20 protein-coding genes are annotated in these 16,011 nt (G+C 73.2%); 14 read left to right on the top strand and 6 right to left on the bottom strand.

The genetic code is table 11. The features are described from left to right. Window positions 1–3 precede the first annotated feature (3 nt). Window positions 4–3,015 (bottom strand): AfsR/SARP family transcriptional regulator, encoded by a 3,012-nt coding sequence (locus IEZ00_RS12015; protein WP_189223249.1) that lies wholly within the window; start codon window positions 3,013–3,015, stop codon window positions 4–6. Between the two features lie 127 nt (window positions 3,016–3,142). On the opposite strand from IEZ00_RS12015, the gene IEZ00_RS12010 reads away from it, so the two are divergent. Next, the gene (locus tag IEZ00_RS12010; protein WP_189223248.1) at window positions 3,143–3,397 is read left to right on the top strand and encodes a hypothetical protein; all 255 of its coding nucleotides are present in this window, start codon (window positions 3,143–3,145) and stop codon (window positions 3,395–3,397) included. Between the two features lie 5 nt (window positions 3,398–3,402). Here IEZ00_RS12010 and IEZ00_RS12005 read toward each other — a convergent pair whose 3' ends face one another. The 3 genes from IEZ00_RS12005 to IEZ00_RS11995 form a co-directional block, all read right to left on the bottom strand. Next, window positions 3,403–3,966: a hypothetical protein gene (locus IEZ00_RS12005; protein ID WP_189223247.1), complete on the bottom strand. Its 564-nt coding sequence runs from the start codon at window positions 3,964–3,966 to the stop codon at window positions 3,403–3,405. A gap of 149 nt (window positions 3,967–4,115) precedes the next feature. After that, on the bottom strand, window positions 4,116–4,718 hold the full coding sequence (locus tag IEZ00_RS12000; protein WP_189223246.1) for a DUF7711 family protein: 603 nt from the start codon (window positions 4,716–4,718) through the stop codon (window positions 4,116–4,118). A 57-nt stretch (window positions 4,719–4,775) separates the two neighbouring features. Next, a complete protein-coding gene (locus IEZ00_RS11995) occupies window positions 4,776–5,915 on the bottom strand; it encodes an aminotransferase-like domain-containing protein (protein WP_229795464.1) in 1,140 nt (379 codons plus the stop codon). Between the two features lie 319 nt (window positions 5,916–6,234). On the opposite strand from IEZ00_RS11995, the gene IEZ00_RS11990 reads away from it, so the two are divergent. The 3 genes from IEZ00_RS11990 to IEZ00_RS11980 are packed head-to-tail and all read left to right on the top strand — an operon-like array spanning window position 6,235 to window position 7,679. Next, on the top strand, window positions 6,235–6,426 hold the full coding sequence (locus IEZ00_RS11990) for an alpha/beta fold hydrolase (RefSeq protein WP_189223245.1): 192 nt from the start codon (window positions 6,235–6,237) through the stop codon (window positions 6,424–6,426). 60 nt (window positions 6,427–6,486) lie between these two features. Then, entirely contained in the window at window positions 6,487–6,795 is a 309-nt protein-coding gene (locus IEZ00_RS11985) for an ArsR/SmtB family transcription factor (RefSeq protein ID WP_189223244.1), read from the top strand. Continuing rightward, the gene (locus IEZ00_RS11980; RefSeq protein WP_189223243.1) at window positions 6,795–7,679 is read left to right on the top strand and encodes an SRPBCC family protein; all 885 of its coding nucleotides are present in this window, start codon (window positions 6,795–6,797) and stop codon (window positions 7,677–7,679) included. Before IEZ00_RS11985 ends, IEZ00_RS11980 begins: the two co-directional genes overlap by 1 nt. Window positions 7,680–7,713: 34 nt before the next feature. Here IEZ00_RS11980 and IEZ00_RS11975 read toward each other — a convergent pair whose 3' ends face one another. Then, entirely contained in the window at window positions 7,714–8,559 is an 846-nt protein-coding gene (locus IEZ00_RS11975; RefSeq protein WP_229795462.1) for an ADP-ribosylglycohydrolase family protein, read from the bottom strand. Window positions 8,560–8,655: 96 nt separating this feature from the next. Between IEZ00_RS11975 and IEZ00_RS11970 the strand changes: the two genes are divergently transcribed. The 6 genes from IEZ00_RS11970 to IEZ00_RS11945 all read left to right on the top strand — a co-directional run bounded on the left by IEZ00_RS11970 (window position 8,656) and on the right by IEZ00_RS11945 (window position 11,723). Beyond that, window positions 8,656–9,063 (top strand): helix-turn-helix transcriptional regulator, encoded by a 408-nt coding sequence (locus IEZ00_RS11970; RefSeq protein WP_189223242.1) that lies wholly within the window; start codon window positions 8,656–8,658, stop codon window positions 9,061–9,063. Between the two features lie 23 nt (window positions 9,064–9,086). Continuing rightward, window positions 9,087–9,500 carry a VOC family protein gene (locus tag IEZ00_RS11965; protein WP_189223241.1) on the top strand — a complete coding sequence of 138 codons (414 nt, stop codon included), beginning with the start codon at window positions 9,087–9,089 and terminating at the stop codon, window positions 9,498–9,500. A gap of 72 nt (window positions 9,501–9,572) precedes the next feature. Next, the gene (locus tag IEZ00_RS11960; protein ID WP_189223240.1) at window positions 9,573–10,019 is read left to right on the top strand and encodes a DUF309 domain-containing protein; all 447 of its coding nucleotides are present in this window, start codon (window positions 9,573–9,575) and stop codon (window positions 10,017–10,019) included. A 2-nt stretch (window positions 10,020–10,021) separates the two neighbouring features. Then, window positions 10,022–10,645 (top strand): GNAT family N-acetyltransferase, encoded by a 624-nt coding sequence (locus IEZ00_RS11955; protein ID WP_189223239.1) that lies wholly within the window; start codon window positions 10,022–10,024, stop codon window positions 10,643–10,645. Between the two features lie 43 nt (window positions 10,646–10,688). Next, window positions 10,689–10,871, top strand: coding sequence for a hypothetical protein (locus tag IEZ00_RS11950; RefSeq protein WP_189223238.1), 183 nt, complete (start codon window positions 10,689–10,691; stop codon window positions 10,869–10,871). A 96-nt stretch (window positions 10,872–10,967) separates the two neighbouring features. Then, window positions 10,968–11,723 (top strand): EI24 domain-containing protein, encoded by a 756-nt coding sequence (locus tag IEZ00_RS11945; protein WP_189223237.1) that lies wholly within the window; start codon window positions 10,968–10,970, stop codon window positions 11,721–11,723. A gap of 122 nt (window positions 11,724–11,845) precedes the next feature. Here IEZ00_RS11945 and IEZ00_RS11940 read toward each other — a convergent pair whose 3' ends face one another. Continuing rightward, window positions 11,846–12,652 carry a S1 family peptidase gene (locus tag IEZ00_RS11940; protein WP_189223236.1) on the bottom strand — a complete coding sequence of 269 codons (807 nt, stop codon included), beginning with the start codon at window positions 12,650–12,652 and terminating at the stop codon, window positions 11,846–11,848. A 161-nt stretch (window positions 12,653–12,813) separates the two neighbouring features. On the opposite strand from IEZ00_RS11940, the gene IEZ00_RS11935 reads away from it, so the two are divergent. From IEZ00_RS11935 to IEZ00_RS11920, 4 genes are all read left to right on the top strand, one after another. After that, window positions 12,814–13,188, top strand: a complete 375-nt coding sequence (locus IEZ00_RS11935) for an FKBP-type peptidyl-prolyl cis-trans isomerase (RefSeq protein ID WP_276515706.1) — start codon at window positions 12,814–12,816, stop codon at window positions 13,186–13,188. Window positions 13,189–13,309: 121 nt separating this feature from the next. Then, window positions 13,310–13,837 carry a YbaB/EbfC family nucleoid-associated protein gene (locus IEZ00_RS11930; protein ID WP_189223234.1) on the top strand — a complete coding sequence of 176 codons (528 nt, stop codon included), beginning with the start codon at window positions 13,310–13,312 and terminating at the stop codon, window positions 13,835–13,837. Window positions 13,838–13,857: 20 nt separating this feature from the next. Then, window positions 13,858–14,160 (top strand): type VII secretion target, encoded by a 303-nt coding sequence (locus IEZ00_RS11925; RefSeq protein WP_189223233.1) that lies wholly within the window; start codon window positions 13,858–13,860, stop codon window positions 14,158–14,160. Next, window positions 14,160–16,011 (top strand): WXG100 family type VII secretion target (locus IEZ00_RS11920; protein WP_506347063.1); only part of this gene is annotated, 1,852 nt, incomplete at its 3' end. The genes IEZ00_RS11925 and IEZ00_RS11920, both read left to right, overlap by 1 nt.

Below are 16,011 nucleotides of genomic sequence, written 5' to 3'. Positions count from 1 at the left end.
CGGTCATGCCTCGATCCGGGCCGCGCGGTCGGTGTCACCGATGCGCAGGTACACCTCTCGTGCCTCGGCGAACGCGCGCCGCGCGGCCACCCGGTCCACCCGCTCGTACGCGCGCCCCAGCGACTCCAGGGCGGCGGCGTGGTAGGAGTGCCACCCCCTGGTGCGCCACAGGGTGACGGACTCCTCCAGGTGCGCCACGGCGTCGTGCGGCCGGTTCTCCTCCAGTGCCAGCAACCCGAGCAGCTCCAGCCCTTGCGCCGTGTGGTGGGTCATCCGGTGGCGGCGGCTCAGCGCCAGCGAGCGCTCCACGTCGCGGTGCGCCCGGTCGCGGTCCACCCGCAGGTGCAGGCGCGCGGACGCGAGCAGGGTCAGCACCTCGGTGTAGGAGTCGCGGTAGGCGCGGGTGATGGCCAGCGACCGGTCCAGCATGCGCCTGCTGGTCTCGAACTGGCCCGCCTCCCCGTAGCCGATGCCCGCGAACTGCAGCGCCGTGGCCTCCCAGCGCGGGTTGCCCAGTTGGCGCGCGTGGACGAGCCCGCGCTCGACGTGCTCGATGGCTGTGGTGAGCCCGCGGCTGTCGAAGTGCGCCAGGCCCAGCGCGAGCTCGGCTCGGGCCGACCCGCCGACGTGGTCGGCGCGGGCGGCCAGTGCCAGCGCGGTCTCCGCCACGGCGATCGCCTCGGCGTGCCTGCCCGCGGCCGTCAGCGACCACGAGTGCATCACGGCCACGTCCGCCGCGCCCGCGTCGTGGCCCAGCTCGGCGAACAGGTCCCACAGCGCGAGGGCTTCCACGCGCAGCCGGTCCATCGCCTTGCCCGGCCCGTCCGCGATCCAGGTCGTGACGTCGAGCAGCCCGCGCCGCATCACCGCCTCGCCCAGCCGGTGGCCGTGCTCGACGCACACGTCGAGCACCTCCCGGTTGAGCGCGAGCCAGTCCGAGTACATGCCGCGCAGGTCGAAGTACTTCTCCAGGCAGCCCGCGAGGTCGAAGGCGAGGTCGACCAAGCGGGCGCGGCAGGCTTGGCGCACGGCGGCGAGCAGCGCCGACCGCTCCGCGTCGAACCAGGTGTCCGACCACTCGGGTGACAGGTCGGGAACCAGGTCGCCCACCGGCGGGCGGTGGGCGTCACCGCTGATGCGCGCGTAGCAGGGGCCGGGCACGAACTCGGTCAGCCGCTCGGCGAGCGCCAGCCAGCCGCCGAGCGCCCGTTCCACGGCGCGGGCGCGGTCGGCGGCCGTCTCCTCGGCTTCGGCCCGCTCGACCGCGAACAGCCGGACCAGGTCGTGGCAGCGGTACCGGTACTGCCCCACCGGGTCGACCTCGGACACCGTCAGCAGGTGGGCGTCGACCAGTTCCTCGGCGTGCTCGACCGCCTCGTCGAGCGGCAGTTCGAGCAGCACCGCCACCACCCACGGCGGGAAGTCCGGCACCTCGACCAGCCCGAGCAGGCGCAACAACCGCCGGGCGGGTCCGCTCAGTCCCGCGTAGCTCATCGCGAGGGACGCGCGCACCTCCAGGTCGCCGATCGCGAGCCGGTCGAGCCTGCGGCGCTCGTCGCTGAGCTGCCCCACCAGGTGGTCCAGCCGCCAGGTGCGCCGCGCGGCCAGTCGTGCCCCGGCGATCCGCACCGCGAGCGGCAGCCCGCCGCACAGCGCGACGATCCGCTCCGCGGCGGCGGGTTCGGCCGCGACGCGCTGCGCGCCCACGAGCTTCGCCAGCAGCGCCACGCCCTCCTCGGTGGTGAACACGTCCAGCTCGACCCACTCGACGCCTTCCGCGGCGGTCGGCTTGGCGCGGCTGGTGATCAGCACCGCGCACGTCCCCGTGCCCGGCAGCAGCGGGTAGATCTGGCCCGGCGTCGTGGCGTTGTCCAGCACGACCAGCATCGTCCGACCGCGCAGCAGCGTCCGGTAGAGGTCGCCTCGTTCCGCGTGGTCGACGGGGATGGCGCGGTCCGGCACGCCGAGCACCCGCAGCAGCCGGGCGAGCACGTCCCCCGCGGCGGCGTCGCCGAGGTCGGCCCACAGCTGGCCGTCCGGGAACCGGTCGGCGACCCGGTTCGCGACGTGCCGGGCGAGCGAGGTCTTGCCGATGCCGCCCATCCCGATGATCGCCACGACCCGGCCACCGGTGATCGACCGCTCCACCAGCGCCGCGGACTGCCCGGCGCGGTCGGTGAAGTCGTGCACGTCCGGTGGCAGCGTCGCGGGCGCGGACCACGTGATGGTCTCGGCCGGTCCTTCGCCGGGATCGCCCGCCTCGACCCGCAGCAGCTCCGGGTCGCCCGCCAGCACGCGCTCGCGCAGCTCGACCAGGGCGGCCCCTGGGTCGACCCCCAGTTCGTCGGCCAGCACCCGGCGGGTCCGGTCGAAGCAGGCCAGCGCGTCGGCCGTGCGGCCAAGCCGGTGCAGGGCGAGCACCACCTGACCCGCGACCCGCTCGTCGAACGGGTCCTCGGCGGCGCGGGCCGAGGCGATGGCGAGCGCGTCGGCGTCGCGGCCGCAGCGCAGCAGCAAGTCGCACAGGGCGAGCCGGGCGGCGGCGTGCTCGCGCTGCAGGGTGTTGCGGTGCGTGGTGAACCAGGCGCTCTCGGCCCCGCTGAACGGCTCACCCCGCCACAGCTCCAGCGCCCGCTCCAGCACCTCCGCCGCGCCCGCCGGGTGGTCGACCGCCCTGGCTTGCGCGACCAGCCTGCGAAACCGGTGCACGTCCACCCGGTCGGGGTCGACCCGCACCGCGTAACCGCCGGGATGCCGCTCGATGAGCACGTGGTCCGGGAACGCCGACAGGGCGCGGCGCAACCGGGACAGGTAGCTGTACAACGTGGTCTGCGCGCTGAGCGGGGCGTCCTCGCCCCAGACCCGCTCCAGGACGCGCGCCACGGGCACCACCCGGTCCGCGTCGACCAGCAGCGCCGCGAGCACGTGCCGCTGCTTCTGGTGCCCCAGGTCGACCTCGTCGGGCCCCAGCCACGCCTGGACTTGTCCCAGCAGGCCGAACCTGATCTCCGCCACCCGCACCTCCCCCGCGGCGCCAGGCTACTCAGGCGCCGGAACCGCCACCACGTTTCCAGGTGCGCCGGGCTGGAGCCGCCGCCGGTTGGGCCTGACCTCGGGCCCACGGGCGGGAGATCATCGGTTCATGCTGGAGTTCAACGAGGACAACGGTTCCTACGAGTGGTGGATCGCGGCCAACCCGGACCAGCACGTCATCGACGCCGAGCGCAGCCTGAACCCGAGCGCGATGGTGCTGCACCGCGCCAACTGCCGCACGATCAGCGGCACTCCCCCGCGCGGCACCACGTGGATCGGGGAGCAGGTCAAGATCTGCGGCACCCGGCGTGAACTCGAAGGCCGCTACCCCACCGCGCGGCCCTGCGCGGTGTGCCTGCGGTGAGAGCGTCAGCGCCGCGTCCTCGCGCGGAGGAGTTGACCGATCACCAGGCACAGCAGCGCCCCGAAGATGAGCAGCACGCCGTTCTGGCCCTGCACGGCGGACCGCGTCGACGCGGGCGCCGCGAGCGCGCCCACCACGAGCGCCCCGGCGACGACAGCGATCAGCCCGAGGACGGGGGTCGGGGTCGCCCGCACGCTTCGCGGCGTGCAGCGCAGGAGCGAACGACTCGCGTAGGCGGCGAAGGACAGGCTCGCTCCGCGCCGCCGCCACCGCGCGAACAGGCAAGCCGCGACCAGCGCGAGCAGAACCGCGTCGGCCGCGAGGGTCGGGGGCAAGCTGTCCCGCCCCACCGACACGTTGATGAAGTAGGCGATGAGGCCCCCGGTCATCAACAGCGACGACGACGTCACCACCCAGCCGAACAGGATGCCCGGCACCCGGCCGGTCGGGCCGCTGCGTCGCCCCCGAGCACGTCGAGGACGCCCCGCGAAGTGGATGTGGACACCACCGCTCACCGCGCCCGCCTGCACTGAAACACCGTGCACGTCACCGTCGAGCTCATTGCTCACGGCGCGGTGCCCCGGCATCTCGTCCGGCCCGCCTAACGGCGCTCGATCAGCCATCCGGTCGCTCCAGTACCGCGTTCGCCAAAGGGGGTCCGCGCCTTCCATCGCGTCCGCGCGCCGTCCCGTTAGCCTCGGCCGGGCGGCGAGCGCGCCTAGTTCCCCGGATCGGCCAACGCGTCCCACACGTCCACGTAGCCCGCGCCCGCGCTCCACATCGCGTCGGAGATGGGCGTCAGCTTCCCCGGCGCCCAGCGCTTCTCCTCGTACACACCGGTCCAGTGGCGCAGGGCCCGCAGGCTCACCGCCAACTCCTCGCCCAAGCGCTCGCGCAGTTCCTCCGCGCTCGGCGCGGGGGTGCGGACGCTGTCACCGCGCCCTTGGGCCAGAGCGGTCAGCGTCTGCTCGGCCACGCCGTTCTCCACGTCCCAGACCAGGGCGGGCCGTTCGACGCGGTGATTCCACACGGGAGCGCGCGCCGACCGCCACAGGGGCGAGATCGGGTTCTTGTCCAAGCGCGTCGCCTGCGCCCAGTGGTCCGCCCCGGCGGGCTTGCCCAACCAGGGCACCTCGTCCACGGGCAGGTCGACCACCAGCGCGACCTTCACCCAGTCCAGTTCTTCCGTCGAGCCCAGGACCTCGCCCACCGCCCACAGCTGGACCACCCGCAGCCGGAAGATCGAGGACGACGCCCTGCTCATCTCGTCGCACTTGGCCGCCAACTCCCGCAGGTGGTGCACCGCTCGTGTCCGCTTCACGCGGACATCCTCGCCCGCCGAGCGGGCCCGAGCACCACTGCCCGCCCCGTGCGCCGATCAGCTCAGCGCGAGCCCCAAGCGGCGCACCCCTTCCGCGATGTCCTGCACCGTGTTGGTGGTGAACGACAGCCGCAGCGTCGCGCGGTCGGGGTTCACGGCGTGGAAGGGCGCTCCGGGCACGAACGCCACGTCCCGCGCCAACGCCTTGGGCAGCAACGCCTGCGTGTCGACCTCGCCGGGCAGACGCACCCACACGAACATGCCGCCGTCCGGGTCGGTCCACCGCGCGCCCTCGGGCAGCGCTGACGGCAGCGCCTCGATCATCGCGTCACGACGCGCCCGGTACGCCGCGCACAGCCGTTCGACGTGCGCGGACAGGTCGTTGGCCGCCAGGTACGCGGCGGCGGCGGCCTGGTCGGTGGCGGAGGTGTGCAGGTCGGCCGCCTGCTTGACGACCACCAGGGTCCGCAGGAGGGTCGCGGGGGCGCGCAGCCAGCCCAGGCGCAGCCCCGGAGCGCCGACCTTGGAGAAGCTGCCCAGGTGCAGCACGCGTTCGCTGCTCGCGGCCAGCGGGGCCACGGGCGTGCCGCGGTAGCGCAGCTCGCTGTACGGGTCGTCCTCCACGACCCACAGGCCGTGCCGCTCGGCCAGCCGCGCGACCTCGGCGCGCCTGGCCTCGGCGAGCGTGCGGCCGGTCGGGTTGGCGAAGGTCGGCACCAGGTAGAGCAGCTCGGGCCGGTGCCGCTGGACGACCTCGGCCAGCGCCGCCGGGTCCACGCCGTGCTCGTCGCCCGCCACGGGGACGACGCGCGCGCCCGCGAGCTGGAAGCACTGCAGAGCGGCCAGGTAGGTCGGCTCCTCCACGGCGACCACCGCGCCCGGTTCCAGCAGGGCGGTGACCACCAGGCTCAGCGCCTGCTGCGAGCCGGTGGTGATCAGCAGGTCCGCGGCGTCGGTGGGCAGACCGCGCGCGGTCATCCGCGCGGCCACCAGGGCGCGCAGGTCGGGGTCGCCCTCGGTGGGCGCGTACTGCAGGGCGCGGCGGGACAGGGCCTGGTCGAACGCGGCGCGCAGGCCGTCGAGGTCGAACAGCTCGGGCGCGGGCAGGCCGCCCGCGAACGAGATCACCTCGGGTCGGGCGGTGAGTGCGAGCAGGTCGCGCACGGGGGAGCTGGTGACGGAGAGGGAACGCGGCACGGGAGTCCTCGAATCGCTACGGGGAGGGGCTCGCGGTCGTGCCGCCGATGGGCAGGCCCTCAGGGGTTCGAGGAACCTGTTGCGCAGCTTACCTCTTCACCACCACTACCTCGGCGAGCCGCTGTGGTCGGGCGTGCGGTCGCGCCGTCGCCCGTCCCCGACGGGCGGACGGGGCGGCCCCACCGGCTGAACCCACCGGTCCGGACGGCAGGTGATCACCTTTCCGGGTGAACAACCGGGTCCGCTGTTCGATCCGCCCCGGTTTCTGTCGGACCTCTGCCGTAGACCTTGACCCGAGCACCCGATCAAGGAGGTCCCGATGTCCGGCTACACCACCGTCAGCGGCGTGCGCACCCGGCACACGGCCATCGGAGAGGGCGATCCGCTGGTCCTGCCGCACGGCGGGTTCAGCGATTCGCGCGACTTCGGGCCGAGCCCGGCGCGGCTTGCCGACCGGTTCCGGCCGCACCTGCCCGACCGGCGCTGCCGCGCGCCCGCCTCGCCGAACTGACTCGATCCACGTGCCCGGCACCGTTGACACCGTACATACGGAGGTGGCTATATTGCCGATATGACATCTACGTTCGCCGTGCTGGCCGACCCCAGCCGGAGGCAGATCCTCGACGTCCTGCGCGGGGGTGAGCGCCCGGTCAACGACCTGGTCGACGGGCTCAACCTCGCCCAGCCCACGGTCTCCAAGCACCTGAAGGTGCTCCGCGAGGCCGGCCTGGTGGAGGTGCGGCGCGACGCCCAGCGCCGGTGGTACCGCCTGCGGCTCGAACCGCTGGCGGAGATCGACGCCTGGCTGGCCCCGTACCGCGAGCTGTGGGACAGCAGCTTCGACGCCCTGGAGCGGCACCTGGACGAGATGGCCGACTGATGGACGCGCGACTGGAGACCATCGGAGGCAAGCCCGTCCTGCGCGTGGAGCGATTGCTGGCGCACCCTCCCGCCAAGGTGTGGCGGGCGATCCGCGAGCCCGCGCAGCTGGCGCACTGGTTCCCGGCGACCGTGGAGGTCGACGGGGTGACCATGCGGTTCACCTTCCCCGAAGGCGGGCCGACCGGGTCCGGCGAGGTGCTGGAATCCGATCCGCCCAGGGTGTTCGCGTTCCGCTGGAACGAGGACGTCCTGCGGTTCGAGCTGCTGCCGTGCGACGAGGGCTGCCTGCTGGTGTTCACGCAGGTGATCGGTGCCGGACCGCTGGGCGCGGCGCGCAACGCGGCGGGCTGGGCCACCTGCCTGGACGCGTTGGACGACCGGCTGGCGGACCGACCGCACACGCCGACGACCGACTGGCTGCCGCTGCTGGAGCGGTGGGTCCGCGAGTTCGGCCTGGACCAGGGCGAGGCCGAGGGCGCGCGGGTGCGCTTCGCCCGCGACCTGATGTGGCGGTCGCCGGACGAGCTGTGGGCGCTGCTCACCGAGGGCGCGCGGCCCGAGGTCGGCGGTCCACCGCCTGCGCGGGCGGCCAACCCGCACGTGGAACCGGGACCGGTCACGGCCGTGGAAGCGCCGCGGCTGCTGGAGTTCGACTCGCCGCGGGGCCGGGTGCGGTGGGAGTTCGAGCACGACCCGGAGCGGGGCACGACGGTCGTGCTGACCCACGAGGTGTCCGACCGGGCGGCGGTGCCCACCGCGCTGGCCGCCTGGCACGTGCACCTGGAGTTGTTCTTCGCCGCGCTGTTCGGCGAGATCCGCTGCCCGTGGCCGCAGGACAGGACCGAGGAACTGGAGGCGCACTACCGGATGAGAACCGAATAGCGGCGCGGGCCGTGCGCGGGCCGTGCCTGGGCGATCAGCCCGCGAGCAGCCGGGCGTCCAGGCGTGCCAGGTGGTCGCGGCCGTAGGGGCCGTTCTCCAAGTCGGTGAACAGCACCTCGGGCAGGTCCGCGCGCACCAGTGGCGACCGTGAGGCCGCGGCCATGGCCACGGTCGCCACGGTGTCGACGTCGCCGGTGAACGCGACGCAGTCGCGCAGCAAGCCGCTGAGGGTGTCGTTGGCGGACAACGCGGTCAGTGCCGCGCGGACGCTCATCTCGCCCTTGGGGCCGACCTTGCCGCGCCACGGCCGCGCCCACGTGGCGGAGTCGAGCTGCCGGTCGATCCAGCGCCCGATCCCGTCCAGCGGACCGAGTTCGTGGTGGCAGTAGTGCACGGCCAGGGCCGCCGCCTGGGCCGCGGCGACGCCGGAGGGGGTGTCGTGGGTGAGGCGTGCCTGCACCGAGGTGTGGTGCAGGACGTCCGGCACGGTCGGCAGCAGGCCCAGCGGGCCGGAGCGCATCGCCGCGCCGCTCTTGTCGCTGTCGGGGCGGATGCGGGCGAGGAACTCCTCACCGGTGCGCACCTGCGCCAGGAACGCCTGGAACCCGCGCGCGTACCCTTCGCGCGGGTCGCGGTGGAACGCCTCGACGAACCGGTCGGCGATGGCCGAGGGCGTCCACGGCCCGCCGTTGACGAGCAGCTCGGCGAGGGCGAGGGTCATCTGGGTGTCGTCGGTGTACGCGCCGGGCCGGATGCCCAGGTGCCTCGGGTGCTGGACATAGCCCGTCAGGGTGTTGCGCTCGGCGATGAGCGACGCGGGCGCGTACTCGAAGCCCGCGCCGTACGCGTCGCCGATCGCGAGCTCCACCAGCATGGTCATCAGCCCCCGTGCCGCTCGTCCGCGCGCGGACGGGGATTCTGCCGCACCCGGCGGAATCGGGCGTGCGAATGACCGCCCGTGTGCCATGATCCCGTGGTGACGCGCGAGGAGCTGGCCCACCTGCGGCGGGCCCGCGACCTGATGGACCGGGAGTACGCCAGGCCGTTGGACGTGCCCGCCATGGCCCGGACCGCGCTGATGTCGCCATCGCACTTCGCCCGCCAGTTCAAGGCCGCCTACGGCGAGACGCCGTACAACTACCTGATGACCCGGCGCATCGAGCGCGCGAAGGCGTTGCTGCGCCGGGGCGACCTCACCGTCACCGAGGTCTGCCTGGCGGTCGGCTGCACCTCGCTGGGCTCGTTCAGCTCGCGCTTCACCGAACTGGTGGGGGAGCCGCCCAGCGCTTACCGGGCGCGCTACCACGACGACGTCGCGGTGGTGCCCGCCTGCTGCGCCAAGGTCGCCACCAGACCGAGCAGATTTCGAGAAGCGGGCTCCTGAGCGCCGCCCCTACCGTCGGCGGCATGACCATCAAGTTGTCGCACACCATCATCCAGGTCCACGACCAGGACGAGGCACTGGCCTTCTACCGCGACGTGGTCGGCCTCGTGCCCTGCGTCGACGTGACCATGGACAACGGCTACCGCTGGCTCAGCCTCGGTCCCGCCGACCAGCCCGACGTGCAGATCGTGCTGGAGGACGTCACGGTGGGCCGCGCCCCCGCCGACGCGGAGGCGTTGGGGAACCTGCTGGCCAAGGGCTCGCTCAGCGCGGTGATCTTCGCCGTGGACGACTGCGACGCGTTCTTCGAGAAGGCCCGCGCGAGCGGGGCCGAGGTCATGCAGGAGCCGGTCGAGCAGCCCTACGGGGTGCGGGACTGCGCGTTCCGCGACCCGTCCGGCAACCACCTGCGGTTCGCCGCCCCGCTCAAGCGCTGATCAACGGCGCTGATCAACGACGTGATCGACAGCGGCGGTGCGCCGGGCTGTCCTCCGTGACACGATCACACCGTGGAGGACAGCCCGCGAGACCGCGACGAGGCCGGTCGCGCCCGCAACGCGCGCCCGCGCGACGGCCTCGGCCGCCCCCTGCCCTACGGCGCTGCCGGTGTCGAGCGCCAGCCCGAGGGCGTGCCGCGCGCACCGGCCGAAGCGCTCGCCGAGGCGCAGCGGCTGCTCGACGAGGGCAAGCCGTTCCACGCGCACGAGGTGCTGGAGGATGCCTGGAAGGCGGCCCCCGAGCCGGAGCGCGAGCTGTGGCGCGGCCTGGCGCAGCTGGCCGTGGGGCTGACCCACGTCGCGCGCGGCAACCCCAGGGGTGCCGACGCGCTGCTCAGCCGCGGCGCGCGCAACATCGAGCCCTACCGCGAGGACCCGCCGCACGGCGTGGACGTGGCGGGGCTGGTGGCGTGGGTTTCCGGGGGGTCGACCGGGGTTCCCCGGCTGAGGAGGGGGTAGCCGTGCGGATCAGGCCGTACCGGGACAGCGATCACGAGGCGGTGGGCGAGATCTGCGTCCGCACCGCCGACGCGGGTGGCGACTCCCGGCACATCTACCCGGACCACCGGCTGATGCCCAGCATCTTCGCGTGGCCGTACACCTACCTGGAGCCGGATCTGGCGTTCGTCGCCGACGACGGCGAGCGGGCGGTGGGCTACGTCCTGGGCACCGCGGACACCGCGGCGTTCGTCAAGGCGTTCCGGGACCAGTGGCTGCCCAGGGTGTCCGACCGGTACCCGCCGCCGACCGGCGAGCCCACCTCGCCGAGCGAGGTGATGATCGGGCTGCTGCACGACCCGGCGCGGATGGTGGTGCCGGAGCTGGCCGCTTACCCGGCGCACCTGCACATCGACCTGCTGCCCGAGCACCAGCGCTCCGGTCACGGCCGGGCCCTGATGAACGCGTTCCTCACCGCGTTGCGGGACAAGGGCGTGCCCGGTGTGCACCTGGGGATGCTCAGCGTCAACACCGGGGCGCGCGCCTTCTACGACCGGCTGGGCTTCCACGAGCTGGCCGTGCCGAACGCGGGCCCGCTGACCTACCTCGGCCTGGAAATTGGGCCGAATGCCCGCTTCGGGGACTGAGCGGCCGGGTAACAGGAGGTCACCTACTCCCTAGGAGGCTCCTGTGTTCGCGATCATCGCAGCGGTCATCTTCGGGTTGGCCCTCCTGCTCGACCTCGCCGACGCCTCGCTCGGCGCGGTCGTCAACGGCGGCACGCTCATGCTGGCGGGTCTGCTGTGCGTCGCGCTGCACCTGGCGGGCGTCGGGGCGGGCGCGCGTTCCTTCGCCTTCCGCAGGCGGCGCTAACGCCTCCCGCCGGAGCAGACGTGGTGGCCGCGTTCCCCGCCGAGGGGACGCGGCCGCTCGACGTCGGACCGGTGCCGCGCTGGGTATGCTCCGCCGGTGATTCGGGACTTCACCGCGGGTATCGCCTTGTTCGCCAGGGGCTTCGGCCTGGTCTTCAGCAGGCCGCGGCTGCTGCTGATCGGCGCCGTCCCGGCGGTGGTCACGACCGCGCTGCTGATCGGCAGCGTGGTGGCGCTGGGCTACTGGGTCGACGACCTGGCCGTGTGGGTCACCCCGTTCGCCGAGCTGTGGGATCCGCCGCTGCGCTCCGCGGTGCGGTTCCTGGCGGCGGTGTCCATCCTCGGCGCCTACCTGGCGGTGGGGCTGCTGCTGTTCACCGCGATCACGCTGGTGGTGGGCGGCCCCTTCTACGAGCACATCGCCGAGACCATCGAGGACACCGAGCTGGGCGGTGTGCCGGAGGCCGAGCGGGTGAGCTGGTGGCGGTCGGCGTCGGTGGGCGCCCGCGACGCGGTGCTGCTGGTGGGTCTGGCGCTGCTGTGCGCGTTCCCGCTGTTCCTGGCCGGGTTCATCCCGCTGATCGGGCAGACCGTGGTGCCGGTGCTCGCGGTGTGCGTCAACGCCTCCCTGCTGGCCGTCGAGCTGACCGGCATCCCGTTCACCCGGCGCGGGTTGCCGCTGGACGTGCGGCGGCGGGTGCTGCGCCGCCGCCGGGCGCTGACGCTGGGCTTCGCCGTGCCCGCGTACCTGCTGTGCCTGATCCCGCTCGCGGCGCTGGTGGTGATGCCCGCGGCGATGGCGGGCGGCACGGTGCTGGCGCACCGCCTGCTCACCGAGTCCGAGATCGGCTGAAGGGCGTCCGCGCGCCCGCCTGGCTCGGCTCGTAGTCGCGGTCCTGAGTGGACGCCGCACGGAGCCGGAAACGTTGCGCGCCGGGGGAGCACGGTGCTCCCCCGGCGCGCGGCAGGGGTCGGTCAGGCGTTGATCTGCGCCTGGATCTCGGTCGCGTAGGCCGAGACCCGCGCGTAGACGCCGGGGTAGCCCGCCGACGCGCAGCCCTGGCCCCACGAGGTGATGCCGATCAGCTTGCCGCCCGCGACCAGCGGACCGCCCGAGTCGCCCTGGCAGGTGTCGGTGCCGCCCTGGGTGTACCCGGCGCACACCATGTGCGCGGACTTGTAGCTCGTGCCGTAGGAGCTGGTGCACGAGGTGCTGCTGACCACCGGCACGCTCGCCTTGAGCAGGTAGCGCGAGGCCGAGCCGCCCGAGGAGGTGGTGCCCCAGCCCAGGATGGTGGCGGACGTGCCCGCCGCGTACAGGCCGGTGTCGGCGGAGGTGGCGAACGGCAGGGTGGCGTAGTTGAGGTTGCGGTCCAGCGTGAGCACCGACACGTCGTAGCCCTGGGTCGCGGTCCGGTAGCTCGGGTGGATCCAGATCTTGTTCACCCGCGCGACCACGCCCGCGGTGGAGTTCTTGTCGTCGCGGCCCGCGACCACGCGCACGGCCGAGGCCGAGTCGCCCACGGTGCAGTGGGCGGCGGTGACGACCTTGTTCGGGGCGACCAGGGTTCCGCCGCAGTACTGCGAGCCGCTGGAGGTGGCCAGGTAGACCACCCACGGGTACTGGCTGGTGCTGGCGCGCGTGCCGCCCACGATCATCGGGCTGACGCCGCTGTCGGTGGTCGGCTGGGCCGAGGCCGCGCTGATGCCCGAGACGGGCAGCAGCAGCGCGGCCCCGAGCACCACCAGCCACGACCGCAGGCGGCGCAGGGTTTCCGCCATGATCATCTCCTTCGGTTGTCCACCCCGGCGAGGGGGTGTGCACAGCGCAACAGAGCCACCACGGCGCGCACAAGATCCAGTGGTCGTAGGCCATTCGGCCGTCTTGACGGGGACGTGGTTGACTCCCCTCGACCCGTTGCAGACGCGTGAGGAGTGTTGTGATGGCCCTGAGCAAGCCCGAGGTCGAGCCGCACCAGGGGCCCGCGCCCACCGACCTGGTGGTGGAGGACCTGGTCGTCGGCGACGGGCCCGAGGCGGCGCCCGGCCAGTTCGTCGACGTGCACTACGTCGGGGTGGCGCACTCGACGGGCAAGCAGTTCGACGCGTCCTGGGACCGCGGGGAGGCGTTCAGCTTCCCGCTCGGCGGTGGCCGCGTCATCGCGGGCTGGGACCGCGGCGTGGTGGGCATGAAGGTCGGCGGCAGGCGCAAGCTGGTCATCCCGCCGCACCTGGGCTACGGCGACCGCGGCGCGGGCGGCGTGATCAAGCCGGGCGAGACGCTGGTCTTCGTGGTGGACCTGCTCGGCGTGCGCTGAGCCGGGCGGCCCGGTTCCGCGCTGCTCCGATCGGAGCATTTGACCGGAGTGCGGAACCGGGCCCGTCCCCGCTGCGTCATCCTCACGAGCACGAACCGGTCATCAGGGGGGTGAGGACGTCGTGCCCGAGGACATCGCCGGGTCCGAGCGGATGCTCCAGCAGTGGCAGCAGAGCATCCAGCAGAAGGCCGAGCGCTACCAGGACATGGCGGCGCGCGTGCGGGGCATGACCATCACCGAGGCGTCCAGGGACGGCGCGATCCGGCTCACCATCGGCTCCAACGGCATCCTGACCCACCTGGAGATCGCCGAGTCAGCCCGCGACAAGCGGATGGCCGAGGTCTCCGCCGAGGTGATGCGGACGCTGCAAAAGGCCCAGTCCCGCATCCCGGAGCTGCTGCGGCAGGCGATGGTGGAGACCATCGGCACCCGGGACGAGACGGCCAACGTGCTGTTCGACGAGGCGAAGCGGAACTTCCCCGCGCCACCCGCCGAGGAGGAGCCGCCGCCGGTCAACCGGGAGCTGCGGTTCGGCATCGAGGACGACCACCCCGCCCCGCCGCCACCGCCGACCACGCGCCGCCCGCCGCCCAGGCCGCGCGGGCACGATGACGACGACGACTTCGGCGGGCAATCGTTCTTGTCCTGACAGGACTTCCGGGGGATGACGTGGCTGGTTTCGAGATCGTCGCCGAGACGCTGGAGGCGCACGGCAAGCAGTTGGCCGACCTGAGCTCCCGCTTGCAGGGCGCCGTGGACGCGGCCAGGACGGTGAGCATGCCCACCGACGCCTACGGCATCATCTGCCAGCCGTTCCGGATGATGCTGGACCCGGTGGAGCAGTGGGGCCTGGACGCGCTGGGCGGCGCCGTGGAGGCGATGGAGGCCGCGGGCAAGGCGGTCCAGGACACCGTGCGCCAGTACCGGGAGATGGAGGAGTCCATCCGGGACAGCTTCAAGGGCGGTGAGTGATGCCGCCGGAGAACGACCTGGTGGCCGCCCCGCCCGCGGAGTCCGGCTCGTTCTTCACCGCAGGCACCGGGGACAACGGCTGGGCCACGGGGATCTCCATCGCCGAGTCGGCGATGGACACCTTCAACGGCATCAAGGACGGCAACTGGGTCGAGGCCGGGCTGGGCATGGTCGGCCTGGCCGCGGACGCCGCCGCGATGGCGGTCGACCCGTTCGGCACGCTGCTGTCCTCGGCGGCGTCGTTCCTGATGGAGCACATGCAGCCGCTCAAGGAGATGCTGGACTCCTTGGCGGGCGACCCGCCGGTGATCGAGTCCTACTCGACCACGTGGAACAACGTGGCCACCGAGCTGGGCAAGATCGCCGAGGACTACGCTGCGGCGGTCAAGTCCGGCACCGAGGGGTGGACCGGCGCGGCGGCCGAGCAGTACGCCGCCAACTCCAAGGTGCACGGCGACGCGCTGGCCGGGGCGGCCTCGGCGGCCGGGTCGGTGGGCACCGTGGTCGGGCTGATGGGCATGGTCGTGGGGTTCGTGCGCGAGATGGTGCGCGACCTGATCGCCGACCTGGTGGGCAAGCTGATCGCCTGGGTGCTGGAAGCGGTGTTCACCCTGGGGTTCGGCACGCCGGTGATCGTCGCCCAGGCGGTGACCGCGATCTCGAAGTGGGCGACCAGGATCGCCAAGCTCATCCAAGACCTGCTCAACACCATCAAGAAGGTCTCGCCGCTGCTCAAGCGCCTGGTCGAGGTCTTCGAGAAGGTCATGAAGGTGGTGGGCAAGCTCGCGGGCAAGGCCACCGGCCTGGACGTGCTCAGCCCCAGCAGCGTCAGGCACGGCGGGTTCCTGCAGACCGGCCGCGCCGACATCGACACCCCCTCCGGCTCGCGCGGCGGCTCCGACAGCGGCTCACCCAGCGGTTCCGACAACGGTCCAACCAGCAGCACCCCATCCAGCAGCACCCCATCCAGCAGCACCCCATCCAGCAGCACCCCATCCAGCAACTCCCCATCCAGCAACTCCCCATCGAGCAGCTCCCCGTCCGGCAGTTCCCCCGGTGACCGCGACGCGCCCGGCTCCACGCCGTCCTCGGCGGACCGGCCCGGCAGCGGCAGCACCACCACTTCGGCCACCACCCCCGCCGCACCAGAGACGAGCGGCCCGCCCCGCACCGGACGCACACCGGAAGCCGACCACACCCCCAGCGGCAGATCCGGCCCCGGCAACACCCCCGGCGGCCCGGACACCGACACCCCACCGCCGCGCAGCACGCCCGACCCCACCTCACCCGGCCGCGCCCCTCTGGGCGAACAACGCGGCGGGCCGATGGGACAGCCCAGCCCGCACAGCGGTGGCGGCTCACCGACCCCGCACAGCGGCAACACCGGTTCGCCTTCGCCGAGCACGTCCCCAGGCCCTTCCCCGAGTCCGTCGCGGGTGGACCAGACCCACTCCGCCACCGCAGCGGCACCCCCGACTCCCCCGCGCGCCGACCAGCCGCACACGTCGGCTCCGCCGAACACCACTCCGCAGGGCGGTACCCCCACTCCGACGCCAGGTCACGCCCCCGGCGGCAACTCCCCCGGCAGCTCGCCCGGCGCCGGTTCGCCTCCCGGTGCCAGGCCCGGCGGCGGAGGCGGCTGGAGCGGCACTCCCGGCAGCCGTGGCGACCTCGGTTCCAGCGTCTCCAGCGGACGCGGACCCGAAAGCCCGCGCCCTTCCTCCTACGGCCCCTCCCACGCCGGTTCCCCTTACCCCGGCCCCTCGCACACGAGCCCTTCCGCCACCGGCCCATCACATCAGGGCTCGCCGCACTCCGTGCCGCACACCACCACCCCATCCCACGCGGGGC

Source organism: Saccharothrix coeruleofusca (genome assembly GCF_014648515.1).
GTDB classification, from domain to species: domain Bacteria; phylum Actinomycetota; class Actinomycetes; order Mycobacteriales; family Pseudonocardiaceae; genus Actinosynnema; species Actinosynnema coeruleofuscum.
The sequence above is the reverse complement of the archived record's forward strand: the minus strand, read 5'-3'. Positions and strand labels throughout refer to the sequence as shown.

Excerpts from the sequence above, each read along its gene's own strand:
- IEZ00_RS11975 (WP_229795462.1), bottom strand. The coding sequence starts at position 8,559 with ATGACCATGCTGGTGGAGCTCGCGATCGGCGACGCGTACGGCGCGGGC.
- IEZ00_RS11935 (WP_276515706.1), top strand. The coding sequence starts at position 12,814 with ATGGCCCTGAGCAAGCCCGAGGTCGAGCCGCACCAGGGGCCCGCGCCC.
- IEZ00_RS11965 (WP_189223241.1), top strand. The coding sequence starts at position 9,087 with ATGACCATCAAGTTGTCGCACACCATCATCCAGGTCCACGACCAGGAC.
- IEZ00_RS11990 (WP_189223245.1), top strand. The coding sequence starts at position 6,235 with ATGTCCGGCTACACCACCGTCAGCGGCGTGCGCACCCGGCACACGGCC.
- IEZ00_RS11980 (WP_189223243.1), top strand. The coding sequence starts at position 6,795 with ATGGACGCGCGACTGGAGACCATCGGAGGCAAGCCCGTCCTGCGCGTG.
- IEZ00_RS11940 (WP_189223236.1), bottom strand. The coding sequence starts at position 12,652 with ATGGCGGAAACCCTGCGCCGCCTGCGGTCGTGGCTGGTGGTGCTCGGG.
- IEZ00_RS11985 (WP_189223244.1), top strand. The coding sequence starts at position 6,487 with ATGACATCTACGTTCGCCGTGCTGGCCGACCCCAGCCGGAGGCAGATC.
- IEZ00_RS12010 (WP_189223248.1), top strand. The coding sequence starts at position 3,143 with ATGCTGGAGTTCAACGAGGACAACGGTTCCTACGAGTGGTGGATCGCG.